Source organism: Ruegeria sp. YTSC325, from assembly GCF_059609525.1.
Genome location: NZ_JBXWLY010000016.1, coordinates 78,121 through 104,147, shown reverse-complemented (window position 1 = coordinate 104,147; position 26,027 = coordinate 78,121). Strand labels below are relative to the sequence as shown.

At 53.6% G+C, this 26,027-nt stretch carries 22 protein-coding genes; 13 read left to right on the top strand and 9 right to left on the bottom strand.

Features of this window, described 5'->3' with window-relative positions:
- Positions 1-34: 34 nt before the first annotated feature.
- Together AC2FF7_RS19085 and AC2FF7_RS19080 are read right to left on the bottom strand one after the other, a co-directional pair.
- On the bottom strand, positions 35-667 hold the full coding sequence (locus AC2FF7_RS19085; protein ID WP_496906157.1) for a hypothetical protein: 633 nt from the start codon (positions 665-667) through the stop codon (positions 35-37).
- The gene (locus AC2FF7_RS19080; protein ID WP_496906156.1) at positions 664-1,920 is read right to left on the bottom strand and encodes an SWIM zinc finger family protein; all 1,257 of its coding nucleotides are present in this window, start codon (positions 1,918-1,920) and stop codon (positions 664-666) included. The genes AC2FF7_RS19085 and AC2FF7_RS19080 overlap by 4 nt, the downstream gene beginning before the upstream one ends.
- Before the next feature lie 249 nt (positions 1,921-2,169).
- Here AC2FF7_RS19080 and AC2FF7_RS19075 point away from each other — a divergent pair, with 249 nt between their 5' ends.
- The 3 genes from AC2FF7_RS19075 (at position 2,170) to AC2FF7_RS19065 (ending at position 6,259) form a co-directional block, all read left to right on the top strand.
- On the top strand, positions 2,170-3,033 hold the full coding sequence (locus tag AC2FF7_RS19075) for a LysR substrate-binding domain-containing protein (protein ID WP_480868389.1): 864 nt from the start codon (positions 2,170-2,172) through the stop codon (positions 3,031-3,033).
- 143 nt (positions 3,034-3,176) lie between these two features.
- On the top strand, positions 3,177-4,943 hold the full coding sequence (locus AC2FF7_RS19070) for a type I secretion system permease/ATPase (RefSeq protein ID WP_496906155.1): 1,767 nt from the start codon (positions 3,177-3,179) through the stop codon (positions 4,941-4,943).
- Positions 4,943-6,259 carry an HlyD family type I secretion periplasmic adaptor subunit gene (locus AC2FF7_RS19065; RefSeq protein ID WP_480868393.1) on the top strand — a complete coding sequence of 439 codons (1,317 nt, stop codon included), beginning with the start codon at positions 4,943-4,945 and terminating at the stop codon, positions 6,257-6,259. Before AC2FF7_RS19070 ends, AC2FF7_RS19065 begins: the two co-directional genes overlap by 1 nt.
- A gap of 13 nt (positions 6,260-6,272) precedes the next feature.
- On the opposite strand, the gene AC2FF7_RS19060 is transcribed toward AC2FF7_RS19065, so the two are convergent.
- The gene (locus AC2FF7_RS19060; RefSeq protein ID WP_496906154.1) at positions 6,273-7,151 is read right to left on the bottom strand and encodes a dockerin type I domain-containing protein; all 879 of its coding nucleotides are present in this window, start codon (positions 7,149-7,151) and stop codon (positions 6,273-6,275) included.
- A 111-nt stretch (positions 7,152-7,262) separates the two neighbouring features.
- Between AC2FF7_RS19060 and AC2FF7_RS19055 the strand changes: the two genes are divergently transcribed.
- Genes AC2FF7_RS19055 through AC2FF7_RS19030 form a run of 6 tightly spaced genes read left to right on the top strand, consistent with a single transcriptional unit; the run spans position 7,263 to position 13,356 of the window.
- The gene (locus AC2FF7_RS19055; RefSeq protein WP_496906153.1) at positions 7,263-7,706 is read left to right on the top strand and encodes a hypothetical protein; all 444 of its coding nucleotides are present in this window, start codon (positions 7,263-7,265) and stop codon (positions 7,704-7,706) included.
- A gap of 59 nt (positions 7,707-7,765) precedes the next feature.
- Positions 7,766-8,572, top strand: coding sequence for a SapC family protein (locus AC2FF7_RS19050; protein ID WP_480868400.1), 807 nt, complete (start codon positions 7,766-7,768; stop codon positions 8,570-8,572).
- 6 nt (positions 8,573-8,578) lie between these two features.
- A complete protein-coding gene (locus AC2FF7_RS19045) occupies positions 8,579-9,919 on the top strand; it encodes a TolC family protein (protein ID WP_480868402.1) in 1,341 nt (446 codons plus the stop codon).
- A complete protein-coding gene (locus tag AC2FF7_RS19040; protein WP_496906152.1) occupies positions 9,916-11,520 on the top strand; it encodes an ABC transporter transmembrane domain-containing protein in 1,605 nt (534 codons plus the stop codon). The genes AC2FF7_RS19045 and AC2FF7_RS19040 overlap by 4 nt, the downstream gene beginning before the upstream one ends.
- Positions 11,484-12,062 carry an ATP-binding cassette domain-containing protein gene (locus tag AC2FF7_RS19035; RefSeq protein ID WP_496906151.1) on the top strand — a complete coding sequence of 193 codons (579 nt, stop codon included), beginning with the start codon at positions 11,484-11,486 and terminating at the stop codon, positions 12,060-12,062. Before AC2FF7_RS19040 ends, AC2FF7_RS19035 begins: the two co-directional genes overlap by 37 nt.
- On the top strand, positions 12,046-13,356 hold the full coding sequence (locus tag AC2FF7_RS19030) for an HlyD family type I secretion periplasmic adaptor subunit (protein ID WP_496906150.1): 1,311 nt from the start codon (positions 12,046-12,048) through the stop codon (positions 13,354-13,356). Before AC2FF7_RS19035 ends, AC2FF7_RS19030 begins: the two co-directional genes overlap by 17 nt.
- 86 nt (positions 13,357-13,442) lie before the next feature.
- Here AC2FF7_RS19030 and AC2FF7_RS19025 read toward each other — a convergent pair whose 3' ends face one another.
- From AC2FF7_RS19025 to AC2FF7_RS19015, 3 genes are all read right to left on the bottom strand, one after another.
- Complete coding sequence (locus tag AC2FF7_RS19025; RefSeq protein ID WP_209196309.1) at positions 13,443-14,144, bottom strand: response regulator transcription factor; 702 nt, start codon at positions 14,142-14,144, stop codon at positions 13,443-13,445.
- On the bottom strand, positions 14,144-16,009 hold the full coding sequence (locus AC2FF7_RS19020) for a PAS-domain containing protein (protein WP_480868536.1): 1,866 nt from the start codon (positions 16,007-16,009) through the stop codon (positions 14,144-14,146). Before AC2FF7_RS19020 ends, AC2FF7_RS19025 begins: the two co-directional genes overlap by 1 nt.
- A gap of 114 nt (positions 16,010-16,123) precedes the next feature.
- Entirely contained in the window at positions 16,124-17,656 is a 1,533-nt protein-coding gene (locus AC2FF7_RS19015) for an alkaline phosphatase family protein (RefSeq protein ID WP_496906149.1), read from the bottom strand.
- A gap of 241 nt (positions 17,657-17,897) precedes the next feature.
- Between AC2FF7_RS19015 and AC2FF7_RS19010 the strand changes: the two genes are divergently transcribed.
- Genes AC2FF7_RS19010 through AC2FF7_RS18995 form a run of 4 tightly spaced genes read left to right on the top strand, consistent with a single transcriptional unit; the run spans position 17,898 to position 21,807 of the window.
- Positions 17,898-19,022, top strand: a complete 1,125-nt coding sequence (locus AC2FF7_RS19010; protein WP_480868410.1) for an ABC transporter permease — start codon at positions 17,898-17,900, stop codon at positions 19,020-19,022.
- A 1-nt stretch (position 19,023) separates the two neighbouring features.
- Positions 19,024-19,839 (top strand): ABC transporter ATP-binding protein, encoded by an 816-nt coding sequence (locus tag AC2FF7_RS19005; RefSeq protein ID WP_480868412.1) that lies wholly within the window; start codon positions 19,024-19,026, stop codon positions 19,837-19,839.
- Positions 19,840-19,843: 4 nt separating this feature from the next.
- Positions 19,844-21,160 (top strand): MlaD family protein, encoded by a 1,317-nt coding sequence (locus AC2FF7_RS19000; protein WP_496906148.1) that lies wholly within the window; start codon positions 19,844-19,846, stop codon positions 21,158-21,160.
- Positions 21,157-21,807: an ABC-type transport auxiliary lipoprotein family protein gene (locus AC2FF7_RS18995; RefSeq protein WP_170754228.1), complete on the top strand. Its 651-nt coding sequence runs from the start codon at positions 21,157-21,159 to the stop codon at positions 21,805-21,807. Before AC2FF7_RS19000 ends, AC2FF7_RS18995 begins: the two co-directional genes overlap by 4 nt.
- Positions 21,808-21,848: 41 nt before the next feature.
- Here AC2FF7_RS18995 and AC2FF7_RS18990 read toward each other — a convergent pair whose 3' ends face one another.
- The 3 genes from AC2FF7_RS18990 to AC2FF7_RS18980 form a co-directional block, all read right to left on the bottom strand.
- On the bottom strand, positions 21,849-23,786 hold the full coding sequence (locus AC2FF7_RS18990; protein ID WP_496906147.1) for a vWA domain-containing protein: 1,938 nt from the start codon (positions 23,784-23,786) through the stop codon (positions 21,849-21,851).
- Positions 23,783-24,322 carry an RNA polymerase sigma factor gene (locus tag AC2FF7_RS18985; RefSeq protein ID WP_480868416.1) on the bottom strand — a complete coding sequence of 180 codons (540 nt, stop codon included), beginning with the start codon at positions 24,320-24,322 and terminating at the stop codon, positions 23,783-23,785. Before AC2FF7_RS18985 ends, AC2FF7_RS18990 begins: the two co-directional genes overlap by 4 nt.
- Positions 24,323-24,383: 61 nt before the next feature.
- Positions 24,384-25,859 carry an FMN-binding glutamate synthase family protein gene (locus AC2FF7_RS18980; RefSeq protein WP_480868418.1) on the bottom strand — a complete coding sequence of 492 codons (1,476 nt, stop codon included), beginning with the start codon at positions 25,857-25,859 and terminating at the stop codon, positions 24,384-24,386.
- Between the last annotated feature and the right edge of the window lie 168 nt (positions 25,860-26,027).

The window sequence follows — 26,027 nt, the reverse complement described above, 5'->3', positions numbered from 1 at the left end:
AATGCCGCCACTCGAGCTGCTTGAAGTCCGGGCATCAGCATTCCTTGGTGGGTCGGAAGTTAACGTGACAACACCGTAAGTTGGCCCATGAAACATTTCGCCCACAGTACTTATCGCTTGCGGCTAGGCTGAGGTCGCCGCCGCCTTCGACCTCAAATAACCGCCAGACATCCTCGGCAAGAAATTGTGTGCGGGCCAATTCCGGTATGCCGGCCTGTCCAGCATAATATCCAAGTATGTAAGCATCAGTTTTGGGGATGGTGCAAAGCCCCTTGTTAACAAGGGCGTGGATTGTGGTGATCAATCTAGGGTTGTCTTCGACCGCAGCTTCGGCCCACGCGTTCATCCAGCTTGGGTTCAGTACGGCAAAAACCTCCTCCAGCGGGATCGAACTTGGCAGAATGCGCCAATCGCCGCAGCTATATTCGGACGGGCGCGCCGTTGCCAAGACAGCCACGCCTAAAGCCTCCAAATCCTTGGCGAGATCAACTGGAGGTTTGAGACCGTTAAACCGAACGTCCCAGGCTGCTTTCTGCTGACGCTTTTGAACTTTCAGCGCAGTTGGAGCAAGTTTACGGCGGTCTTCTTCGGAAAGATCGGCCAGTGCCTTCAGGACACGCTTGGCCGACTTTGTCGTAACCAACCGGATGAAATCCGTTTCGTTCAATGCAAACGCTCCAACTCCATCTCTACTGCAAGAACATGCTTGCAGGGCCCCCGCGTCGTCTGATGTTTGGCGTACCACGGACAAGTACAACTGTATCCGTCTTGAGAGAGACGCACGCGGTGAGTGACGTTTTCACTGACTACGTCGGCGCCAGTTTGCGACAACGTCACAGCCTTGCTGTCAAAAAGCGCCCGCGCGGACTTGAGACGAGGGTTGAGCGCCTGCAGACGCTCCAGACCAAACGGGAGCTGCCGGTGGAACCAGGCGTTTCGAGAAAGGTCAAAACCAACTTGGCCAATTGCCGCCAGATGTGAGATCGCCTGACGAATGTCTGCGCCTGATACACCAGGTTCATGCCCCAAAAACGCTAGGTCGAGACTATCTTGCCAATTCAAATGGGCGCGAATGATCGGAACGTAGCTGTTCGGATGAACCAAATCAGACAGCAACCGCCCATCCCCCGAAAAGCCGCGCCAAGGCTCTGCGTTCAATACCAACGTGAATCTCTGAGAGCCGAAATCCAACTCCCAGGCAGAACTTCCAAGTGACGGGTTTCCATAAACATTCAAATATCGCGCTTTACTCGCCAGAGTCTCCAAAACACGTAAACGATGCGCCCCACGCAAAGGTACACTATCAGCGCTTTTACGCGTCATCGTTCGCACTCGGTTTCCCGCGGCAGAAACCCAGAGCAAATGATCGGCTTTTGAACGCGGCAACGTACGCAAAAACCTTTGTGCCGGTACGGACGGAAGGGAAAAAACCTTCTCCATGCTTGCAAGATGCCCTTGCACTTCGGCGAACCCTTTCAGCCAGCGCAACGGCAGCGGAACTTTGCGTTCTGTTACGCAGCCTTTTTCATGCGCAATATCTACAAAGGATGAACCGATTCCGATTGTTAGTTCGCCGCTCGGTTTCACCTGCGCCAACAGAGCACGCAATTCAGGCCCAAAATCCACATTCGTCGTGCCAGTTCTCCGCTTTTCCACCTCAAGCGACTCCTGCTCGAGGTCCAGTCGCGCATACACACTGCAACAGGCGGAAAACCCTTCAAACCGGACACATTCTCGCCCGACAGTCGCAACCGGGTCAGCTTCACGCAGGATTCGCGCCAGCATGGCGGGCGGAACATAGAATCGTGAACCAACAATTTCAGATATCGCGCGCAGAGCTTTTGCGGTCAGGTCCGGCTGAATGGCTTTCGCTTTCAGATAAGTTTGCGCGCTTTCTGGCTGGCCTTTGTCCGAAGCCAATCGCAGAAACTTGGCTTGTCCGGAACCCGCCAAGGACGAGCGGCCATCATAGCTATAGATATAATCAATTCCGCTCATTCCGGAGCCCTAAAAACCTGTCAAAGGATGTAAATACTCTGAGCAATGGTAGCTAGCTGAATGAAATCTTTGCAACCATCGCAACTCGGGATTTGGTCTTTTCTTTCAAATAACCCGAGCTCGATATATATACTTTTCTAATAAATGCGGATGTAAATTCAGGTTTTCTCAATGCTTAAATCCGAGCTCAGATCTTTCCATGCGGTTGCGACATTCCGAGGGTTCTCGGCTGCCGCGAGGGAGCTCAACATCACGCAACCTACGCTCTCGACACAGGTAAAAGACCTCGAAAGCCGCTATAATATTCAACTTTTCAACCGCGTTGGGCGTGAAGTACATCTGACCAACGCAGGCGAAGAATTGTTAGCCATTACATCGCGATTGCACCAGGCCGAGATTGACGCCGAAACGCTGCTGGAGTCGTTTCGGGGATTTCACGCCGGTCGCCTCAGTATTGCCGCGGTCGGTCCTTTTCATGCAACGGATATGATCGTTGCCTTCAAATCCAAATACCCGGCGATCGACATTGAGGTTTGGTTTGGCAATTCGCAAAGGTGTTTTGATCGGATTCTGTCCTACGACGCTGATGTCGCCATCCTGGCCGAAGTTCAATCTGACCCCCGAGTGACAACTCAGCTCTATAGCAAACACCAGGTAGTGGCGTTCGTAAATTCCGACCACCCTTTTTACCATAAGGAAAGTATCTCAATTGCCGACCTTCACCGACAACGAGTAGTCCGACGCGAGGTCGGTTCCACCACGCGGCTGGCCATCGAAACCGAAACGGAAAAACGAGGAGTCGTTCTGGATCCAATTCTGGAGTTGGGAAGCAGGGAAGCTATTTGGAAAGCTGTAGAACAGGGTATCGGAATCGGCTTCGTCGCCGATTTCGAATTCGTTTCTCACCCCAATCTGCGCGCAATTCCGCTTAGAGATGTAAAGGTTGAGACCCGCTATTATCTGGCACATTTGAAAGAGCGCGGAGACTCTCGACTTGTCCAATCCTTCTTTAAAACAGCATTAGAAGCCAAGTGACGCTGGCTGCTTCCAAACCATTTCGGCTGGCTCATTTGTTGCGAACACCACGCTGTTTTCTGGCTTCAGCCTAGACTGGCATTTTCTCTTTCTGACCATCAGTCTAAGATGTGTCAAAGCTCTCAGGACCCAGGGTTCCGTTCGTGAAAAATGACTTAGTACCACCACCTGCCCCTCGCGAGGAGCTAAGAGCCGCGCGCAATCAGGGTGCAAAATTTTTGGCGCTTGCTTTCCTGTTCAGTGTGTTTGTCAACCTTTTGATGCTCACCGGCCCTCTTTTTATGTTGCAGGTCTACGACCGGGTGCTTGGTTCACGCGCGGTAGAAACCTTGGCAGCGCTTTTTTTGTTGGTCGCTCTGCTATATGCCCTGATGGCCATGTTAGACTATGCCCGCGGTCGGATTGTTGCGCGGTTTGGTGCACGGTTCCAATCCCAGTTGGATGAACGGGTGTTTGACGCCACTATGCGCAGATCTTTGCATCCACAAATCCGTGCAGCTCCGGCAACGGCCCTGCGGGATCTGGAATCCATTCAAAACCTATGCTCATCACCGGTATTGCTTGCTGTGATGGATATCCCGTGGACACCCGTTTTTCTGGCGGCCATTTTCCTTTTTCATCCGCTGCTAGGGTGGTTAGCCATCGCAGGAGGTGCGGTTTTGGTCGTCATCGCTCTGATGAACCAACAACTGACGCATCGCAAAACCGCTGCCGCACAATCTGCTTCGGCCAAGGCCAACTCATTTTCGGAACATGCCCGCCAAGCCGCTGAGATTGTGCGCGCTCAGGGTATGCAAACCGACATCACCAACCGCTGGCAACGACAGCGGACGGACGCTTTGCGGCAAACGATTTCCGCCAGTGATTGGACAGGCAGCTTTTCATCTCTGACAAAGTCCCTCCGTCTGTTTTTGCAATCTGCCATGTTGGCCCTTGGCGCGTTGCTGGTGTTGCGCAACGAAGTGACGCCAGGTGCTATGATCGCCGCGTCGATCCTACTGGGCCGAGCTTTGGCCCCGGTTGAACAGGCTATAGGACAGTGGTCGATGGTTCAGCGCGCCAGAACTGCATGGGGCTCATTGAATGAGTTCCTGCAATCTACGCCGCCCGACGCTCTGCGCACAAAACTGCCCACACCCGAGGCCAATTTAACGGCCAAGACGGTCACGCTCATTCCGCCTGGCGCGGAAAGTCCGACATTGCGCAATGTGTCCTTGTCTTTGGAGCCGGGAAAAGCGCTCGGCGTGATCGGGAAAAGCGGGTCAGGAAAGTCAACACTGGCAAAGGCGCTTTTGGGCCTTTGGCGTCCCGTAAATGGAGAGGTCCGCTTGGGCGGGGCAACCTTGGATCAATACGATTCCGGCGAGTTGGGACAGCACATTGGATACCTGCCGCAGGATGTGACGCTGTTCAACGGAACCGTCTCGGAAAACATCGCGCGCATGTCCGAGAACCCGGATGCTCAGGCCGTGGTAGACGCCGCCAAAAAGGCAAATGCTCATGATCTGATTTTAACGTTGCCCAAAGGCTATGACACGTTTCTTGATGGCAATGACAGCCAGCTATCAGGCGGCCAGAAGCAGCGTATAGCTCTAGCACGCGCGCTCTATGGAAATCCGGTTCTGCTTATATTGGATGAGCCGAACTCGGCCTTGGATGCCGATGGAACCGAGGCACTGAACGCGGCAATTCGCGGTCTCAAATCCGAAGGAAAATCCGCCATCATAATGACCCACCGCCCGCAGGCAATTTCAGAATGCGACGACCTGGTCGTTATTGAAAAAGGGCAGGTCGTGAAGTCCGGAAATCGGGACGAGGTTTTAGGAGCTATGGTACAAAATGCCAACGTGATCAAACGCGACCTTAGCAAAACGACTGTCAAGGTAACCCGAGAAAAGGCGAACGACTGATGCCGGACCAGGACGCTAATAATATACGGCCTGTCTGGCGCATAACTTTCCCTGCTATCGTCGGGTTTGTTGCCTTGGCGATCCTAGTTGGAGGGTTGGGTATATGGTCGGTTCGTACACGGCTTGCCGGTGCCATCGTGTCCCAGGGTACCATCGAAGTAGAAAGCAATCGTCAGGTCGTTGAACATCCTGACGGCGGCGTCGTCGGAGAGCTTTTTGCCCGCGACGGAGATGCGGTGGATAGCGGCGACTTGCTGGTGCGGCTTGATGATACTTTCCTCACCTCTGAAAAAACCATTGTCGAAGCGCAGCTGTTCGAGCTTCTGGCGCGCAGAGCCCGTTTGGAAGCCGAACGCGACGGTGTTTCTATCGACAACCTTGCGGCGCAGTTGCAAGAGCTTCAAATGCAAGAAGGTTTGGCCGATGACCTTGTCTACGGACAACAGCGTCTGTTCGAAGCGCGCCTAGAAACGTTGACTCAACAGACCGGACAATTGCGCAACCAGCTTGTTCAGATTGAAAGTGAGATCAAAGGCAACGATTCTCAACTGGCTTCCCTGCGCCGTCAGATGGAGCTGATTAACGAAGAACTGGAAGACCAGCAAAGCCTGTTTAAACGTGGTTTAACCCCTGCAAGCCGCGTTCTAGCCCTGCAGCGTGAACAGGCTAGCCTGACCGGGGAAATCGGACGTCTTGAGGCATCCATCGCGCGACTTCGGGGGCAGATCGCTTCGACGGAAATCGAAATCGTCGAGTTGACCGCGACACGGCGAGAGGAAGCCATCGCAACCCTGAGGGACATTCAGGCCCAGATCGCAGAACTTGCGGAAAGGAGATTGTCGTTGACCGTTCGCTTGTCGCGACTGGATATTCGGTCTCCGGTCACCGGCACCGTTTATGGGAGCGAGGTATTTGCATTGCAATCGGTGATCCAGGCAGGTGAGCCTATGATGTATATTGTGCCACAAGACACACCGTTACTGGTTGCAGCAAGAGTGGATGCAATCCATGTGGATCAGCTGCATGTCGGGCAACCCGTTCTGCTGCGCTTCACAGCCTTTAACCAACGTGAAACGCCGGAAATTGCGGGCAAGGTGATCAATGTGTCGGCAGACACCTTCACTGACGAGGCAACAGGTCAAACCTTTTACCGCGCTGAAGTAACACCCGATGACGGCCAGGTCGAACGTCTGAATGGCCAGGAACTGCTACCGGGTATGCCTGTTGAGACTATGATCAAGACGGACGAAAGAACGCCCCTTTCCTTCCTCGTCAAACCGCTATCAGACTATTTCAATCGAGCATTCCGAGAATGACCTGGGAACGGGCTTAAACTGACTCGAGGTTACCTAGCAGAATTGAAGTCATGTCAGCAGCCAGAACATTGTCGACCACAACGATATCTGTGCCCGTCTCGTAACTGACATTGGTTCTGGTGACAGCTGAAAGGTCGGCATCGGCGTCGATAAAAACCCATTCCGCCTGGTGTGAAGAAGATTGCCCAACTGCCACTTGCAAGACCGCAAGCGCATCCAACGCGTTCACTGCACCGTCCCTGTTGATATCTGCCGCAATCAGATTTTCCGCGGTAGCCGGCCCCCATGTTGGGTCAAGCCCAACCGCAATACGAAGAACCTGAAGAGCATCAAGGGCTGTAATGTCTCCTGACGCCGTTGAATACCCTTTCACGATATCCAACTCACCCGTGAAGGTTCCTGATGGCAGGCCCAAGTCGAACACCCCATCGTCGTCAGCCCGCACGCTCACTGTCCCGCCTCCATCTATCGAAAAGCGGATCTCAGCGTCGCTTAACCCCGCATTTGTAGACGTAGAATCAATCGTAATGTCGCCCTGAATGCCGTCCGAGCTGCCGGGATCAAGCCCACCGAAGTCGCCAAAATCGACGGGAATGTGGTCCGGCCCTCTAAATCCCGCCCCGAACACCTGTACAAGCGACAACGGGCTACCCGTGTTCGAATTTACCTCGATCGTTTCATTCAGGTACTCGATTACCGCACCTGTTGCCGTGGACGTGAAGGTCAATTGTTCGGGCGTTCTGAGTAGAGGGTAATCAAACACGTCCAACCGATCGACTCCGACCTGAAAATCGGTGATCGTGATTGGGTCACTTCCGTATTGGGCAACGAAAATGTCTGCACCAGCCCCGCCCGTCATTGTTGTCGCTCCGGTGCCCGCAATCAGGATCACTTAGGCACGGACGGTGACGAAACCCTCACGGCAACCGAAGTCGACAACGTTTTGCGTGGTCAGGGAGGCAACGATACGATCGACTTGACCAGTACGGGACGAGACCTTGTAGTGTTTGAAGCCGACCCAGCGGAAAACGGGGTGGACACGATTACAGGTTTCACTTTGGGTCCGGTTGCCGACGTCACCGACGCATTGATGTTCAGCGGTCTCAGCGTAAGTTCTTTGCGCGGCAATGGAACCGGAGTTGAGACCCTCGGCGCAGGAGACGCTTTAGGCGCGAATACCGGCGTTGTGGGCTTCACGACTGTATTGTCAGATCTGACATCTGGCACCATCGAAACGGCAGTTGAAAGCCTGACTGGCGTACAGAATGGGGACGAGATCTTCGTACTCGCCACCGACGGCACGGACAGCGTACTGGTCAAGGTTGATTATTCGGCTCCGGGATCGGCAACGGTCGATACTGTCGCTCAGTTCACGGGATTGAATGATCTAAGCGGACTGAGCGCGGACAACATCCTACATACCGACCCAACCGGCGCGTCGGTTTAAATTCCTGCCACGCTGCCGGCAATTATTGCTGGCAGCGACTCCAGAACGGAAGTCCGCACATGTCAAAAACTAACTTGGCACCAGTGACCTACTGTCGCCACAAAGACAAAGGTTGGTCTCGGTTCGAGAGCTACCACTTCGCAGAAAACCTTAGGCACTGCCCTATTGTTCTTCAGGAAATTTTTCAGGCAGCGTCAGCATATCCAATTGTTTTCAGACAAATTGGTCAACACATCATGCCGGTGGCTCTGCTTTCAGTGAGCGAAACACAGACTTCACCTTTTATTGCGCCGGATGGTCGCTGGCTTGCAAGCTATGTGCCAGCTGCATTGCGCTGCCCCCCTTTTGAGGTGGAAGTAACAGACCCGAAAACCGAAGACTACAGACTAATGGTCAACGAGCGTTCCGAGTTGATTGGACAAAAATCCGACGGGGAACCTTTTTTCGATGACAACGGTGAACTGTCGCAAGAATTACGCCGCGTTCTAGTCTTTCTAAAAGCCTGCGCGATCGAGACCAACAAAACACGCAAGCTATGCCAGATGATCTCTGATCTCGGTTTTCTTAAGCCCATAGAAACTTTCGAAAACGTTTCACTACCTAAGGGTTGCTTTGGTGCATCGCTTCCAAAAGTACGAGAAATGCCATCAGAGACCTTGGCGTTTTTATACGAAAGCGGTGCTCTGCTTTTGATCCATGCACATAAGGTTTCTATGGCTCACTGCACCTGGATTTCGCGCGCTCAAGAAAAATTGACTTATGATCGCTTCGCAAAACCATTCACAGAAAATTCAGAAGTCTCTGATTTCATTCAAGCATTAGCGTGCGCCCAGTCGGATGAAATGATAGAAACCGGTGAAATGTGAACTGTAATGTCAAATCTCAGATTCACCCCCATCACAAAACTGCTCTTTGTTCTTTGTTGCTTATCAGGATGTGCTTCCGCACCTGACCTGGCGTTTGTTGAAAAGTCTTTTGAGCGCGGATCGGTCGGCGTTGGCGCAACCGCGCCTTCACTTGAATTGGCAAAAAGTGAGTTCGGTCAACTCGTGCGTTCGGCCGTTCAAAATAGTCCCTCCAACACACGTAGCGCAAGCAGATATGACCTTGCAATTGCAGATCGCGATTCCGCCCGGGGCGCATTTCTGCCACGCGTTTCAATGGGGATTAACGCCAGATCCGAACGCGTGGACAGCGATATTGCAGGTGTAACGCCCTTCGTTCGGATATCGCAACTAGTATATGACGGCGGCGCTGCGTCCGGAGAATTGACTGCCGCGAAAGCCCGAGTTCTTGAAAGTCGCGGCGATCAACTGCAAACTGCCGCTGCCATCGCCCTAACTGCAATTGAGGCATATGTCTCAGTTACTAATCAAAGAGCGATTCAAAGAATTTCCCTTGAAAACGTGGGCGTCCATGAGGAAATAACGCGCCAAATTACAGAGCGTTTTGAACAGGGTGCCGGTTCAAATGCCGATGTATTGACCGCGCAGTCCCGCATGGCAGACGCGCGAACACGGTTCGCAGATGCCAGAGCCCGCACAGATCGAGCTGAAGCTCAGTTTCATGAAGTGTTTGGCCACGAACCTGGCACCTTATCACCAGCGATAGAAGCTCCAAGCGTGCCAAGAACAGATGCACAGATCATTGCCGAAAGCCCTCAGGTTCGCCGCGCTGATGCTTCTTTGCTGGCGGCTAAATCACAACAGTCAGCGGCGATTGCAAGACGTCAACCCGACATAGAAATTGCGGCCTTCACGGATCGCGATGACGACAATGATGCGAATTTCGGCGTTGATCTATCGTTCAACTACGAACTTGACAGCACAGGCCAACGAAAAGCGGCGATTGCCTCAGCAGAAGCTCAGGTCAAAGAGGCAGAATTTGCAAAAGAAGATCTGGTTCGTCAACTTCGCCGTGAGTTAGAATTCGTGCGCTCTGACCAAATGGCGGGAGCGGAAAGACTACAGGCAGCTCGGATTGCAGCCACCGTTAATGCTGACAGCGTTAAAGCTGCTCGCGCTCAGTTCACCATAGGACGGCGCAGCCTGATCGAAATCCTCGACGCACAACGCGACTTTGTCAACGCGCAGGAACGGCTAATCCTCGCCGAACAGAGTTTCTTTCTGACAAACTATGCGGTGCTCAGTTTGACAGGGGACATCCTTGATCTGTTGGGAATCCAGACGTTTGAACATGGAGCAAATCAATGATCGACCTGCGTTCCCTAACCAAAAGGACAGATTTACCTGATCTCGAAACGTGTTTGATTCACGTGGCTTCATCTTTGGAAAGATCGATTTCAGTAGCCAGTTTGCACGCTGCAAGGTCCGGGGTATCGGGGAACTTAACCATTCCCCACGCGATTCAAGTTGCGCAAAATACTGGACTCCAAGCTGGTTATGGCGCTTGGACGCTCTCGAGTTTCGACAATACGTTGGCTCCTGCCCTGTTATTTTTAAAAGACGATCGCGTCGTGGTTTTTCATGGGCGCTCGACCAGTGGCAGGGTCTTAATTTATGATCCAAGTCTGGGTGATGAGATTGGTGAAGTCTTCGAAAACAATCTCCAAGATGTTTATACCGGTTATGCGATCGTATTTCGCCGGTCTCAATCCGAAGATACAAAAAACAGCGGGAACCCCACTGCGGGCCACTGGTTCTGGTCCGCGATGGCAGCAAACCGTTGGTCCTATTTTCAGGTTGTCCTGGCGACCTCGATTGCCAACCTGCTAGGTTTGTCAACCTCTGTTTTCATCATGGTCGTCTATGACCGTGTTTTACCTAACGAAGCCAAGGAGTCACTAATTGCGCTGACAATAGGCGTTGGGTTGGCTTTGCTGTTCGACTTCGCCCTCAAGTTGTTGCGGGCAGGGTTCATTGATCAGGCTGGGCAGAAAGCCGACTTGATCATCGGGCGTCGGATTTTCAATCAATTGGTTGATCTGCGCATGACTTCTCGTACCGGTTCAACCGGCGCTATGGCGAGCACAGTTGGGGAATTCGAAACTCTGCGAGAGTTCTTTACTTCGGCAACCCTCGTCGCCTTAGTGGATTTGCCGTTCATTGGCTTGTTCATATTTGTAATTTACTTGGTCGGGGGCCCTTTAGCACTTGTGCCCGCTTTGGCAGTGCCGGTTGTTCTGATGACGGGTCTGATTGCACAACCAATTCTGTCACGGCTGGCCGAGCAGAATTTTTCAGACGGGCAATCCAAGCAATCCGTACTGGTCGAAACTGTGTCAGGGTTGGAAACCATCAAAACAACGGCGGCGGCACAACAAATGCTTGCCCGTTGGGAAGATGCATTGGAACGGCAGTCTTCCCACGGCGTGAGAAGTCGTGCAGTTACGCAATTTGCACTAAATTTGACGGGTTTCACGCAACAGGCGGCCCAAGTGTTGATCGTGTTCTACGGAGTTTTTCTAATTGCCGATGGTCATGGAAGTATGGGTGCGCTTATAGCTTCGGTTATGTTGACAGGACGGGCATTGGCGCCGCTTGGGCAACTGGCCCAGACACTTACACGGATCAATCAGGCCCGAAGTGCCTTTAAGAACCTTAACGCACTGATGAACGCCACGAATGAACGACCTCAAGGTCAAAAGTGGATACGTCGACCTGAATGCCAAGGCCAAATAACATTCAGAAACGTGGAGTTCACTTATCCAGAGCAGGCGGATGCTACTTTGTCTGGCCTTTCCTTTGATATCAAACCCGGAGAAAAGTCGCAATTCTCGGCCCAATCGGCTCGGGGAAAAGCACAGTCACACGGCTGTTGCTTGGGCTGTACCAACCCCAGTCCGGGTCTGTGATGCTTGACGGAGTGGACATTCGCCAGTTGGACCCCGGGGATCTGCGTCGAAACATCGGGACTGTTCTACAGGATATCTGGCTCTTCCCAGGGTCGATACGGGACAATATTGCAAGTGGCAGCACCAGGCCTCGCGACCGGGACATTATCGAGGCCGGTAAAACTGCAGGTGTAGAAGATTTTATCGCCGACCGATCCGGGGGGTATGACTTAATGCTGTCAGAACGTGGCGAGGGTCTATCAGGTGGGCAGCGGCAGTCCATTGCCCTAGCCAGGGCTCTAGTAACTCGACCTCCAATATTGTTGTTGGATGAGCCGACCAGTGCGATGGACGTCAAAACTGAAGCGAAAGTAATAGACCGCCTCAAAAAAGCGACGACAGACACTACGATGGTCATCGTTACCCATAGAACCAGCCTGCTGTCATTAGTGGACCGTGTCATTGTTATCGAAAATGGACAGGTCAGCGCCGATGGTCCCAAGAGTATCCTAACTAACCACACCCCTACTCAGCGGAGGCATCTGAATGTCGCAGCATCATGATTTTGCGTCATTGGCACGGGAAATGCGCGGACGGTCACCTCTTAAGGGCTCGATCCTGTTATTGGTCATATTGGCGTGTCTTATCAGCGCGGGTTTGTGGGCCTATCTTACGGAACTGGACGACGTAACACGTGTAGACGGCAGGGTGGTTCCATTGGCGGACGTCCAGCTGATCGAAGCAACAGAAACTGGTGTGCTGCAGCATCTGCACGTGAACGAAGGTCAATTCGTGGATAAAGGCGCGTTGCTGATGGAGTTCGACACGACGCAAATCGATAGTCAATTCAGTCAGGAACAACAGCGCGCTTTCGGATTAATGGCGCGGGCGGAACGGCTGATGGCCGAAATTGAAGACCGTGAGCTCTTTTTTTCCAAGGAACTGATGGAAGGGGCGCCGGACGTGGTTCGATCGGAAACTGCTTTGTACCAAGGTCGTCAGTCAGAGCTCATCGCTGAAATCGCGATCCTCGAGCGTCAACGGGAGCAGAAACAAAGGGAGTATGAAGAAGGGCTGGTAGACAAGATAACAGCCGACGAAACTCTTAAGATCCTAGCTGAAGAGCGCGCCATCATGACGCCGCTTGTAGAAAAACGGATGGAACCCGCCACGACGCTGTTGACTCTGCGCCGTAATGAAGCCGAGTGGCATGGGCGCAGAACACGTGCGCAAGCTGTGACCAACAGGCTGCAGACTGGCCTCGCAGAGATTGACGACCGAATTCGTGCGACGCGCAGTCGGTTTCACACTGCAGCTTTGACTGACCTTGCTATTACAACGGCGGAATTGGCAGCGCTAAAACCCGTTTTGCCGGCTTTGCAGGATCGCGCAAGTCGTGCGCAAGTTAGATCTCCGGTTCGAGGCGTGGTCAACCGGATTCACAGAACCACGATTGGTGGGTTGGCCCGCAGCGGAGAGGAATTGATCGAGTTAGTGCCACTCGGGGACAATTTGCTTGTCGAAGCTTACGTGCGTCCAGACGATATCGCGTTTTTGCACGCCGGACAGCCGGTAAAGGTCAAAATCACCGCTTATGACTTCGCGCGATACGGTGCGCTGAATGGGGAAATAGTCCGGATCGGTGCAAACACCATAACGCGATCAGAGCGAAATGACGAAGAAGTTTTTGTCGTTGAGATTCAAACCCAACAGTCTTTTCTGGATGCCAACGGAGTGGCAGTTGAGATCATTCCCGGCATGATCGCTGAAGTCGATATTCTAGCGGGACGAAAAACTGTGATGGAATACCTGATAAGACCCGTCGTCAAAGTCAAGGAGCAAGCTCTGCGGGAATAGAAAGAGGTTCTTAAGGCGGGCCAACCGAACAAATAACCTGAAATCACTTGGCGGCCATGGACTGAAAAACTCATAATGCCGCTCGCTTATTGCCAAACGACATCTCCCAGAAAAATGTAGCCTGCACCATAAATCGTTTTGATTAATCTGGGGTTTTTGGGGTCTTCACCCAATTTGGTACGCAGTCGGGATATTCTGACATCCATCGCCCGATCAAAACTATCCCCTGCGGCACCGCCCAAAGTCTCTTGCATATGTGCGCGACTGATCAACCTTTTTGGGCTTTCCAGAAACAGCCGCAAAACTTCCCCTTCGGCGTGGCTGAATGGGGTCTCGGTCCCTGCGCCATCATCCAGAATGTAGCGATCGAAATAGGCAGTCCAACCGTTAAAATGTGCCACATCAGAATGAGTTGGTCGCACCCGCGGCGCTCGCAACCGGGCCCGTATACGCGCGACAACTTCGGCAGGATCAAAGGGCTTGGTGATATAATCATCAGCACCCAATTCCAAACCGGTAACCCGGTCCTGTACCTGCGCTCGGCCCGAGATGATTATGACCGCTGCGCCTTGCTCTAGCGCCAAGCGATGCACCAGCGCCAGACCATCTGTGTCAGGCAATGAAAGATCCACTAGGCACACGTCTGGAGTAACACGTTTCAACGAGGCTTCAAACTCGCGCGCACGAGAGAAACTCTGGGTCCGGAAGCCTGCCTCCTCCAAAGCATCGGTCAATATCCGTCGAATTTCAGGTTCGTCATCAACAATCGTGACCAGTGGTTGGGTCATCAGGCGGCCTCGGTTCTGATCAGGGCGCAAAGTTGAGCGCGGGTGAATGGCTTGCGTAAAACTGGTGCTCGTACAAGCGCTTGTTTGTGCAATGGATCGGAATAAGGCAGCGAAGTCATTAGAATGCAGGGCACCGATGCGTTTATGTCGTCCAAAAGATTCAACCCGGTCTCCTCTCCCTCCAGGCGGATATCCGACAGCACCAAGACTATGTCCTGTAAATTTTGAACCAAAGCCAAAGCCTCGGATTTCGAAGTTGCCTCGATCACGGAAAATCCCAGTTCGACCAGCATGTCGCGGAATTGGCTTCTGAGCGCGTCGCTGTCTTCGACCAACAGAACAAGCCCCTCTTGCACGGGCGGAGCCGGTCTGTACGGCAAACGCAGCACCACAGAGGCGCCAGACGGTGTGTTGCGCAGATCCAAATCGCCGCCAGCCAGTTTGACCGTGTCATAAACCATTGGCAAACCCAGCCCAGACCCCTTATTCCCCTTGGTGGTAAAAAACGGGTTGAGTGCTTTGTCCAATGCTTCAGGCGAAAAGCCGGGGCCAGTATCGGAAACCGCGATTTCCGCCCAGATGCTACCCACCTTATGAGCGCTGATGGTAATCTGACCTGTTTCACCACAGGCATCGCGCGCATTTAACACAAGGTTCAGCAGGGCATCCTGCACCATGCCTGAATCCAGCATCAAGGCGACGTCTGGCAGTGTATTGACCACCGATAGCCCAACACCGCGCGGCAACGACGGCGAGGCCAGAATGCGCAGGTCTTCAAGTAACCCACGCATATCGGTTGCCTTGGGTTGAGGAGTACGATTGCCCGTCATATCCGCTATTCTGTTCAGCAATTGGCCCCCGCGGCGGGCGGTCTGTTGCGTGGCGGTGACCAACTCACGGGCATATTCCGGCAAGTCCATCTTTTGCAGTCGGGATTGCATTCCAAGAATGATCGTCAAGAGGTTCGAGAAATCATGGGCAAGGCCGCTGGTCATCTGGGCCGCCATGGCCCGACGGCGCGTTTGCTGCAAGGCGACCCGGGCTTGTGTTTCTTCGGTGATATCGACTGACATGACATAAACCCCGCCTTCTTTGTCTGGCGTGAAAGAAACACGAATACGTCGCGAACCCTGGTTTTCAGTGAACTCGAAAACGGATGTTTCCCCGTCATACGCTTTCTGAAGGTGCGGCTCGACTTTGTCATAGGCCGCAGCACCCAATGCCTCAGAAATATGCATCCCGATTATATCGGACGGACGGCCTGGCATCACTGAATTCAGACGTCGATTGGAATAGTCATATCTTCCTTCAATATCCAAATGCGCTATATGAGCGGGCATCATTTCAGTCGTCATGCGCGTGCGGGCTTCGGTTTCGGTCAACTGCCGCTTGGCTTCTTCCAATGCCGAATTTGTAGAAGCGAGCTTTCGGTTCGCTGCCGAAAGTTCCTCGGCCCTGTCCAAAAGTTGCCCGGACAGTTCTACCGAACGGGCGCGCAGCAGGGCCTCAGCCTGTTTGGTGTTTGTGATATCTGTATAAACTGCAACCCACCCCCCCTTCGGCAATGGCGCGCCCTCGACCGAGATAACCTGACCGTTGGCTCGAACGCGTTCAAGGTAGTGGGGTTCAAAAGTCAAAGCCTGTCGGATTCGGCGTTCGACGATCTGGTCAGCATCCGCATCATCGCCATACTCACCATGTGTCGCCAGATAGTGGATGGTATCCCGAAACAGCGCACCGGGTTTTACGAGGTCATCGGGCAGGTCAAACATCACCTGAAACGGTCGATTGCTTACAACCAGTCGCAGCTGATTGTCATAGATCGACAACGCCTGACCAATCAGATTCAACCCGGCCGACGTCATCGCTTTGATCTGTTCTTCGGTGATGTCCAATTCCACCCTCCCCGAGTTATATCCGTAACATCGGAAATCTCGCAGGTGTAGAGGCGTTAGCGCCCAAGGCCACGCAGAATTCGATCAATGCCTAGAGCGAGACTTTGGGCCGTCGGATGTAATCGCACATAATGACAACGTGTGGTCCATATTGCGCATTCGGTGCCGCAACATTTGGCGCGTAAGCCGGGCCAGTTCGGGTGCGTAGTCGGGGTTTGACGCCACGTTTTCAAACTCTCCACGGCCCGTGTGGTCAAAAAGCATGGGAGGCAGGTCCGCAGCGAACTCGACCAGAGTAAAGCGGTCATCCCGCAATATTCCAAGGGATGAATCGCTGGGATCAGTCCCTAGCTGTTCCTGCCAGATCGTGGGGTTCAATGGTTCGGAAAAGTCCAGCTCACTAAAGGAATAGCTGCGCCAGTCCTCGGGCAGGTTCCCACGCAGCAAAGGCAGCAGAGACCGCCCATCCATCGAATTTGGAATGGATTGCCCAATCCAGTCGAGAATGGTCGGGGTAACATCGATGGATTCGGTCGGAGCAAAAATGACGGAACCCGCTTGGTCTCGATTGCCAGGCAACCGGATCAAAAGGGGCGTGTGATAGGCCGCATCATAGACGGTCATTTTACCCCAGCTGTTTCGATCTCCGAGCATCTCTCCGTGATCAGCAGTGATAATGATCAAAGTGTCTTCATACTGGCCACTGTCCTTCAGGAACTGGACGACCCGTCCGATATGGTGGTCGACTTCCGTCGCCAACCCCAGATAAACAGATCGCAGAATTTGGATGTTCTCAGGCGTCGGATCAACGTTCTTAAAACCCAGGACGAAGTCAGCAGCAGTCTGTTTTTGCATAGTAGGTGCAAAGAATGGATGAACTTCGGCCTCGCTGTTCGCGCCCCCAAGCCCGGCAGGCAGAGGGAGCGACGTTGGGTCATACATGTTGTTGTAGGGGGCAGGTGCCACAAGGGGTGGATGCGGGCGGATATAGGTGAGATGCGCAAACCAATTCTGCCCAACAAGCGGCGCCATACTATTAAGGAATACATCCGTCAAAAACGCGGTGTCACTGTCTTTGGCCGCGTACAACGCTGGATCATTCAGCTTGGCCGGACCACCGGATTCAGAGACCGGTGAATGGACATCCCAATAGCTGTCAAAGGAATAGCCTTGTTTCATCAAGTACGACCGCCATGGATAAGACTCTTCTAGTCGCATCTCGACCACTTCCTCGAACCCGGCCATGGGTCGTTCATAAGACCGAAGAACAGGGTCGTTTGGGTCGTGTATCCTAGGGTCGGCCGTCGTGTCGGTATAGCCAAACAACAAAGGCGAATAGCCAGCCTTTCGCATTTCACTTGCTATGGTCGGGGTGTCGTGGCGCAAAGGTGTCCCGTTTCGCACGGACCGATGGTTCATCGCGTATTGCCCGGTCAGGATAGAGGCGCGCGACGGGCCACAAGGGTTGGTCACTGAAAAATGCCTGTCAAACGTCACCGCCTCTTGCATGAAGGCGCGCATGTTGGGCAGGTCGACATGTCCCGCCAGTGCGCCGTTCAGACAATCGGCCCTAAGCTGGTCAATAATGATAAAAAGGACATTCCCGGCGCGTTGCATCCCGATTCCTCTGATCCTGCTGGCTTGGCTTTTGATGCGGACATTGTCCGGGTTCTACCCAAGCAGCAACAGATTCGTCACACTTGGCCTTAGTTAAGATCAGACTTGAAACGTGTTTGTCGGCTTGATCGATCAATCCTGCGTCTGAAACTGTCACACATGCGCTATTGAGAGGAGAGAATAACCCGAATCTTTCGAAAAATACGTTGCAGCGCACGCGTGTTTTAAATCACATACGCTCATGACCCGACCAACCGTAAATTTGAACCATGATGCTGAAGGCATCAGCATTCTAGTGTCGGGTGAACTTCTAACCCAAACCCTAAGCAGTATAGAAGCCGCATTCACATCCTTCACGCCTACGGGGAACAAGGTCGTTGTGGACCTGTCAGACGTTCAGGCAATGGATACAAGCGGCGCATGGCTGGTCGCCGATCTGACGCGCCGGGTACAAAAGGCAGGGGGTGAGATTGATCTTCATGGTGCGTCACCTGCCTATTCCGACCTGATTGCGACTGTATCCAAAAGCATCCCCGATGACCCAGTAACTGAAATTCACCATCGCAGCTTTGGAGACTGGGTGGAAAGCGTCGGCAAACGGACGGCGGGCGGGTGGAAAGACACCCTGTCGATGCTGGACTTTCTTGGCCTGACGCTGCACCGACTAGGTCGGACCCTTCTGAACCCACGCAGGCTACGGCGGGCGGCTCTGGTCTCGCAGATGGAAGAGGTCGGTTTCAAAGCCATTCCGATCGTTGCCTTGATGGGTTTTCTGATTGGCGTCGTTTTGGCATTCCAAGGTGCAACCCAGTTGAAACAGTTCGGCGCCGAGATTTTCGTAGTCGAACTGATCTCGATCTCGGTTTTGCGGGAATTGGGCATCCTTTTGACGGCTATTATTGTGGCAGGTAGGTCCGGTTCGGCTTTCACGGCGTCCATAGGCTCGATGAAAGTGCAGGAAGAGATTGATGCCATGCGCACCTTGGGCCTGGACCCGATTGAGGTTCTGGTCATCCCGCGGGTGGTCGCCTTGCTGATTATGTTGCCGATCCTTGGCTTCATTTCCGATGTCTCCGCCCTGATCGGCGGTGGACTTATGAGCTGGATCGACCTCGACGTCAGCCCCGGAATGTTCGCGACGCGGTTGAAGGAAAACACAGGCATCTGGCAATTTGCGATCGGCATGATCAAAGCGCCGTTCTTTGCGCTGGTCATCGGTGTTATCGCCTGTTGGCAAGCGTTGCAGGTCAAGGGGTCTGCTCAAAGCGTCGGGCAGAGGACAACCTCGTCTGTGGTTCAATCCATTTTTATGGTTATTGCACTGGACGCTTTGTTCTCGATCTTCTTCTCGGTTATGGGAGTCTGACATGGACGGAACCGTGCCGCAGAAAACAACCCAGGCCGACACCCAGCGCGAGGCCGTCATTAGGGTACGTAACCTGACCAACCAGTTTGGGCCGCAGGTGGTTCACCAGCACCTTGATCTGGACGTCTGGCGCGGTGAGGTACTGGGCATCGTCGGCGGGTCAGGTACTGGTAAGTCCGTTCTGCTAAGGACAATTGTCGGGCTGAACAAACCTGCTGCTGGCAGTATCGAAGTTCTGGGCGTCGACGTGTTGAACGGTCCCGAACAGGAGCGTCGAAGGATTGAACAGCGTTGGGGTGTTGCATTCCAGGATGGGGCGCTGTTTTCGTCACTAACCGTTTTGCAGAATGTCATCGCTCCTCTGCGGGAACATACTGGTATGAGTGAAAGCCTAATGTGCGCACTTGGCAGTTTGAAAATCAGCCTAGTCGGTTTGCCGCAGCTCAGTTGCGGCAAATTTCCTTCGGAACTTTCAGGCGGGATGCGCAAGCGGGCTGCGCTGGCCCGTGCGTTGGCAATGGATCCCGAAATCGTTTTCTTGGATGAGCCCACGGCCGGGTTGGACCCGATCGGAGCCGCCGCTTATGACGATCTGATCGGAGAACTGCAAAATGCGCTGGGATTAACTGTTTTCATGGTCACGCACGATCTGGACAGCCTGTATGCCATTTGTGACCGTATTGCCGTTCTCGCGGAAAAACGCGTTTTGGTTGAAGGGCCGATTGAAGAAATGACCAAAGTCGATCATCCTTGGGTGCAAGAATATTTCACCGGCCCTCGGGCGCGCGCAGCGCAAGAGAAAGGGCAAAGCAGGTAGAACCATGGAAACCCGAGCGAATTATATCTTGATCGGCGCCTTCACCCTTGCGGGCATACTTGGTGCTTTCGGGTTCTTTCTGTGGCTCGCCAAATTCGAAATCTCGCGGCAATACGCTTACTATGATGTGTTGTTCGACAATGTCTCGGGCCTATCCGCTGCTGGTGGAGTCAGCTACAATGGCCTGCCGGTAGGTCAGGTGATTTCTCTGAATCTCGATGAAAATGACCCTTCAAAAGTACGCGTTCGTCTGGAAGTTGACGCAGAAATCCCGGTTACGACAGAGACAATCGCTCAGTTACAATCGCTTGGTGTAACAGGTGTCAGCTATGTCGAGCTGACCGGTGGTTCGCCCACAGCCGAGCGTCTACCGCAAGATAGCCTCATCAAAAGTAAACGCAGCGCGATACAATCCTTATTCGAAGGCGCTCCGCTGCTGATGGAAAAGGCAATAACGTTGCTAGAAGACATCAATGAGGTCGTCGACGACAAGAACCGGCAGGCAGTTTCGGATATTCTGGAAAACGTCGCCTCGGCCACTGGTCGCCTAGATAAGACACTGTCAGACTTTGAAGGCCTGTCGTCTGATCTGGGTGGAGCAGCGCGTGAGATTTCTGCTTTCTCAAAACGGCTTGATAATCTGGCCGACACGGCGGAAACAACGCTGGAAACTGGTACGGACACTTTAAAAAGCGTTAAAACAGCGTCCGAATCCGCCGCTGCTGCCTTGGACAGTGCAAAGGTTACTTTTGAAACAGCGGATCAGGTCATCCAACAGGATCTCAAACCATTCATTGAGCAAGCCTCGTCTTTGGCTGAGAACTTGTCGGGCCTGTCGGATGAAGGCAGCGTCGCGCTGGCAACCGTTTCCGAGACTTTCCTGAATGCAAACAAAACCCTTGGTACGATCACAGGTGCGATGGAAGCGGCCAAGGGAACCCTCACCTCGGCCGAGCGTGCCTTTGACTCGGCGAACCGAGTGATTAACGAAGACGTGGGAGAGGTGGTTGCAGACATTCGTAACGCAGCCAATCAGGTGGCGAACACGGTCACACGGGTAACCGACCGGCTGGACGAGATATCAGCTGATGTTCTCAGTGCTTCAAAGTCCGCTTCTGAATTGCTAGGCACGATTGACGGCATCGTTCAGGAGAACCGCCGTCAACTTTCTGATTTCATGCGAGTTGGCTTGCCCCAATTCACTCGCTTTATCGAAGAATCCCAACGGCTTGTCGTTAGCCTCGATCGGTTGGTCGACAAGGTCGAACGCGATCCTGCACGCTTTTTGCTGGGAACCCAAGCATCGGAGTTTCGCCAATGATCAGGATATTCCTTGCTTTACTGGCGGTTGCGGCCATCGCGGGCTGTACAGGGCTGGGAACGCTTACGCAGGCGTCTAAACCGAACGATCTCTACTTGCTCACGCCCAAAAGCACATTTTCAACGTCCTTGCCACGAATCCAACGACAGATTGTAGTGGAAGAACCGACCGCAACCGCGGCGGTCAATACGGATCAGATCGCGGTGCAACCTACACCGCTTCAGGTGCAATACCTACCGCGGGCGCGTTGGGTGGACCGGGCACCTTTGATTGTTCAATCCCTGCTGGTCGAAAGCTATGAAAACAGCGGAAAAGTCGCTGCAGTCGGACGGTCCATTGTGGGTTTGCGCGCGGACTATGTCATAGTCCCAGACCTACGCGAATTTCAGGGAATCGTCGTAGAACAGCCCGACGGCTCATCAATTGTACGGGTCGAAGTCAGAATGAATATCAAAATCATCGATGAGTTCGAGGACAAGATCATCGCGTCGGACTCGTTTCAAGAATATGTCATTTCAGAAAGCGACCAGACACCCGATCTGGTCAATGCCTTTGACGTCGCATTGGGCAAGACCATGCGCGACGCTGTCGAATGGAGTATTCGGAGAATACACACCCACGCCAGCAACAACCCTAGGTCTTTCTGATAGAGGTTATTGGGTGCCGCGTAGGACGGCACCCGTTGTGACTAACGTTCAAGCGATTGCGCGAGGCGCATCAGCGTCACAGCTTCTGATCGATACCCAAACGTATCATCGCCACGGGATGTGCTGGCCAATGCGATGGCTTCATCATAAGACCAGCCATTTAGATATTCACCTCGGCGTAGCAACTGGCCGAACCCTGCAATGGCATATGAGAAACCAATATCTTCGGTCACGTCGCCCTGCCCGGAGAAAATCGGTTCCTGGATCAATTGGCTTTCTTCTGAGCCCGGTGCTTTGAAGCGCAGCTTCAAGTAGCCAATCTCTTCAGACGCGTCGGACACCACGCTGTCGGCATAGCGAAGAGGTTGGTTCCTAATGGCTTCAGACCCCACCGGCGTCACTTCGTATATCGCCGTGACCGAATGCCCTGCCCCGATATCTCCGGCATCGACCTTGTCGTTTGCAAAGTCCTCGCGTCGGAGGCTTCGGGTTTCATAACCGATCAGGCGGTATTCAGCGATCTGAGCGGGATTGAACTCTACCTGAATCTTCACGTCATTTGCGATCGGGAACAATGCACCTGTCAGTTGGTCGACCAGAATTTTACGCGCCTCGCTCAAGGTGTCGATGTATGAGGCCTGACCGTTCCCATTCTGAGCCAGCGTCTGCATGACCTCATCGTCAAGATTGCCGCGCCCAAACCCCAGAACGCTGAGATATGTTCCGCTGTCTCGCTTGTGAGCAATAAAGTCCCGCAGCGCTTCGGGATCAGCCATCCCAACATTGAAGTCACCATCTGTCGCCAAAAGGACTCGGGTAACCTCACCTTCAGCAGACATAGTTTCCGCCACTTCATATGCTTGCTGTAAGCCGGCCTGCCCTGCAGTCGAACCACCGGCTTCAAGGCGCTGAAGAGCAGCTAGGATCTTACCTTGATCAGAGGCAAATGTCGGCTCCAAAACTTGTCCAGCGCTGCCTGCATAGGTGACGATGGACACCTGATCCTCGGGCCGCAACTCAGCCAGCATTAAGCGGAAGGACTTCTTGAGCAGCGGCAGTTTATTGGCGTCCTGCATCGAACCCGACGTATCGATCAGAAAGACAAGGTTAAGCGGCGGGCGTTCCTCGACAACCGGCGTCGTACCTTGAATTGCGACATGGACAAGCTGAGTCCCATCGTTCCAAGGGGTTGGGCTTACAGTGATCGAAGGTCGGAAAGGCGCTTGACCGTCGGGCAGAGGATAGGCGTAGGGGAAGTAGTTTATCATTTCCTCGATACGCACCGCATCACGCGGGGGCAATTTGCCATTCAGCAACGACGACCGAACGATTGAATATGAGGCCGTATCGACGTCGATCGAAAATGTGGACACGGGATCGTCTGCTGTAATTTTCAGCGGGTTTGTTTCGGCAGTGGCAAATGCCTCAGTATCCCTTTCGAGGGACAAGCCATGCAGGCGCGACAGCTCAGGTGGCGTGCTGCCGCCCTCATCCGCAGTCAGGGCATTACCGTCTACGACGGATTTCTGGCCTGTAGCCCGCTGGTTTCTCGGCTCGGACAATGGGGCGGCGAGTTCGGCCAACACTGGGGCTTCAAACCCTGGCTCACTGTTACCGAGAGCGTCTTCAGCCTCTGCCACCACATTTTGTGGGACATCGGATTGGACTTGTTTCCAAGACGTCGGCTTCGGCACATAGTCACGAGTCTGCGGCAGGATCACAACCAGAGCAACGGCTGCAACGGCTGTCGTGGCCGTCAGCAGACCACGGTGTGAGAGGGCATTCAACATGGATTTCGCTCCTTTTGTCACGCGGGCCAATAGGCCTCGCCTGACATTGGGACGGTCCAGGGCGGACGATCCTTGGAGCGCCGCAAAGTTTTTTTGCGCCAGTTTCATATTGGCGGCTCGACGGGATGCGTCTGGACCGGGGGTCGAGACGTCCATTACTTTCTTCAACTGCTCAAGATCATCGGTCATTGCGCCAACTCCTCTTGTCGCATTGCACGCAGACGCTTTCGAATTTCAGCAAGACGCCATGACACGGTACCTTCGGACACTCCCAATACTTCACCCGCCTGCGCATGCGTCATCTCATCTTCAAGGGTCAGGGCCAGCGTCTCCTGCAAGTCGAGCGGCAACAACCGCATCGCTGTTTGCAGCCACTCGACGGCTTCCGCTACCTCGGCTGCTTCGGCGCGGCGCATCTGCTCAACGTCGCCCCACCCAAGCGCGGCTCTGCTGCGCGTCGCCTGCCTGCGGCGTGTGTCCTCGACGGCGTTCACCACAACGCGATACAACCAAGTGGTAAATTTCGACCGCGCTTGAAACCCGGCAATCCTGGACGGCAAACCGGCACAGATATCCTGAGTAATATCCTCGGCCTGTTCCTCGCGGCCGGTCAATCGATAGGCCAGACGGAAAATTCGATCGTAGTGACGCTCCAGAAGGGCAGCAAACGCCTCAGCGTCCCCTTCAATCGCGGCTTGAGCCAAGTCTTCATCCGACGTTTCCATGCGCATCACGATGAGTAAGACGCATCTGAAAGGTCAATCCTTGGCGGCATTCGTAAAAAAATCAGAAATGTTCGGATGTGGCTTGTTCCCAATCAGCCGCATACTCATCCGGAATGGAACCTGAAAGGAAGGCACCGGAAGCCACCAGCGTGTATTGATCAGCATAGGAATTCTCACGCTCATCTGCGGTACGGCGCCGGATATCTGATGGGTGCAACTCGGCGGTGGTTTCTTTGCCCATAGCCCCCAGAATTTCTACAAAGCTATCCACGGTCGCGTCATGGTAGCGCTGAACACGCTTGCGTTTTTGCGGTACGTTCACCGCTCTCCCCCTGATCGGGTCTTGGGTCGCCACGCCGGATGGGCATCTGTTTGTGTTGCAGTGCAAGGCCTGAATACAACCTATCGCGAACATCATCGCCCGGGCCGAGTTGCACATATCGGCACCCAACGCGAATTTCTCGATCATGTCATATCCCGTCGCCACTTTGCCCGAGCAAATGATCCTGATCTGATCCCGCAACCCTACGCCGCACAGGCAGTTGTTGACGAAGATCAGAGACTCGTTCAGAGGCATCCCCAGTCGATTGGTAAATTCGACCGGGGCCGCGCCGGTGCCACCTTCGGCACCGTCAATGGTGATGAAGTCCGGCACAATCCCTGTTGCAAGCATCGCTTTGCAGATTGCCATGAACTCAGACGGGCGTCCAATACACAGTTTAAACCCGACCGGCTTACCACCTGATATTTCGCGCAGATGCTGCACGAAATGCATCAGGCCCGTTGGCCCCTCAAACGCAGAGTGCACCGGCGGAGAAATAACGTCCTGATGCACCGGCACACCCCGGATTTGAGCGATTTCTTGGTCAACTTTTGCGGCAGGCAGCACACCGCCATGAGATGGCTTGGCCCCTTGCGACAGCTTGATTTCAATCGCCTTGACAACTTCTGTGCCGGCTTTTTCGGCAAATTTGTCCTTGTCAAAACCGCCATCGGCCGTCCGACACCCAAAGTAACCGGTTCCAATCTGCCATATGATGTCTCCGCCCTCGGCCAAATGGTGCGGAGACAATCCGCCTTCACCAGTATTATGGGCGAATCCACCATCTTTAGCGCCACCATTCAAAGCTCTGATCGCGTTTGCGCTCAAGGCACCAAAACTCATGGCAGATACATTCAATCGCGAGGCGTTGTAGGGCTGGCTGCACTGGGGGCCACCCAGCAAGACACGCTTTTCGCTTTCATCCACATGTTTGGGCGCGAGCGAGTGGTTGGCGCGGTGATACCCAACGGTCAGGATATCGTATTGCGTACCAAACGCCTGCGTATCCACCTGCCCCTTGGCGCGCGCATAGACCAACCCACGGATGATACGATTAAAAGGTCGGCCACTTTCGTTGGTCTCAACGAAATACTGACGTATCTCGGGGCTGACGAACTCCAACATATATCGGAAGTGACCTAGAACCGGATAGTTGTTGAGCACATTGTGCTTGGTGGTCAGAACGTCATAAAGCCCGATCACTGAATATGGCACCAAGAATATCAACAACCAATGCGCAGGAGGCCAAAAGAGTCCCCAAACAACCGTCAGCGGCAGACACACATAACTGAGAAAATAAAATAGTCTGCGGACGATCATCCTAGCTCTCCAAATCAGATGGCGGGTCGATCAAATCGTGGGGGCATTTGGCGTTTGATTGCA

Bases quoted from the DNA above. Each gene is read 5' to 3' on its own strand.
- AC2FF7_RS19075 (WP_480868389.1), top strand. From the start codon at position 2,170: ATGCTTAAATCCGAGCTCAGATCTTTCCATGCGGTTGCGACATTCCGA.
- AC2FF7_RS19065 (WP_480868393.1), top strand. From the start codon at position 4,943: ATGCCGGACCAGGACGCTAATAATATACGGCCTGTCTGGCGCATAACT.
- AC2FF7_RS19050 (WP_480868400.1), top strand. From the start codon at position 7,766: ATGTCAAAAACTAACTTGGCACCAGTGACCTACTGTCGCCACAAAGAC.
- AC2FF7_RS19045 (WP_480868402.1), top strand. From the start codon at position 8,579: ATGTCAAATCTCAGATTCACCCCCATCACAAAACTGCTCTTTGTTCTT.
- AC2FF7_RS19040 (WP_496906152.1), top strand. From the start codon at position 9,916: ATGATCGACCTGCGTTCCCTAACCAAAAGGACAGATTTACCTGATCTC.
- AC2FF7_RS19030 (WP_496906150.1), top strand. From the start codon at position 12,046: ATGTCGCAGCATCATGATTTTGCGTCATTGGCACGGGAAATGCGCGGA.
- AC2FF7_RS19025 (WP_209196309.1), bottom strand. From the start codon at position 14,144: ATGACCCAACCACTGGTCACGATTGTTGATGACGAACCTGAAATTCGA.
- AC2FF7_RS19020 (WP_480868536.1), bottom strand. From the start codon at position 16,009: ATGACGTCGGCCGGGTTGAATCTGATTGGTCAGGCGTTGTCGATCTAT.
- AC2FF7_RS19015 (WP_496906149.1), bottom strand. From the start codon at position 17,656: ATGCAACGCGCCGGGAATGTCCTTTTTATCATTATTGACCAGCTTAGG.
- AC2FF7_RS19010 (WP_480868410.1), top strand. From the start codon at position 17,898: ATGACCCGACCAACCGTAAATTTGAACCATGATGCTGAAGGCATCAGC.
- AC2FF7_RS19005 (WP_480868412.1), top strand. From the start codon at position 19,024: ATGGACGGAACCGTGCCGCAGAAAACAACCCAGGCCGACACCCAGCGC.
- AC2FF7_RS19000 (WP_496906148.1), top strand. From the start codon at position 19,844: ATGGAAACCCGAGCGAATTATATCTTGATCGGCGCCTTCACCCTTGCG.
- AC2FF7_RS18995 (WP_170754228.1), top strand. From the start codon at position 21,157: ATGATCAGGATATTCCTTGCTTTACTGGCGGTTGCGGCCATCGCGGGC.
- AC2FF7_RS18990 (WP_496906147.1), bottom strand. From the start codon at position 23,786: ATGACCGATGATCTTGAGCAGTTGAAGAAAGTAATGGACGTCTCGACC.
- AC2FF7_RS18985 (WP_480868416.1), bottom strand. From the start codon at position 24,322: ATGGAAACGTCGGATGAAGACTTGGCTCAAGCCGCGATTGAAGGGGAC.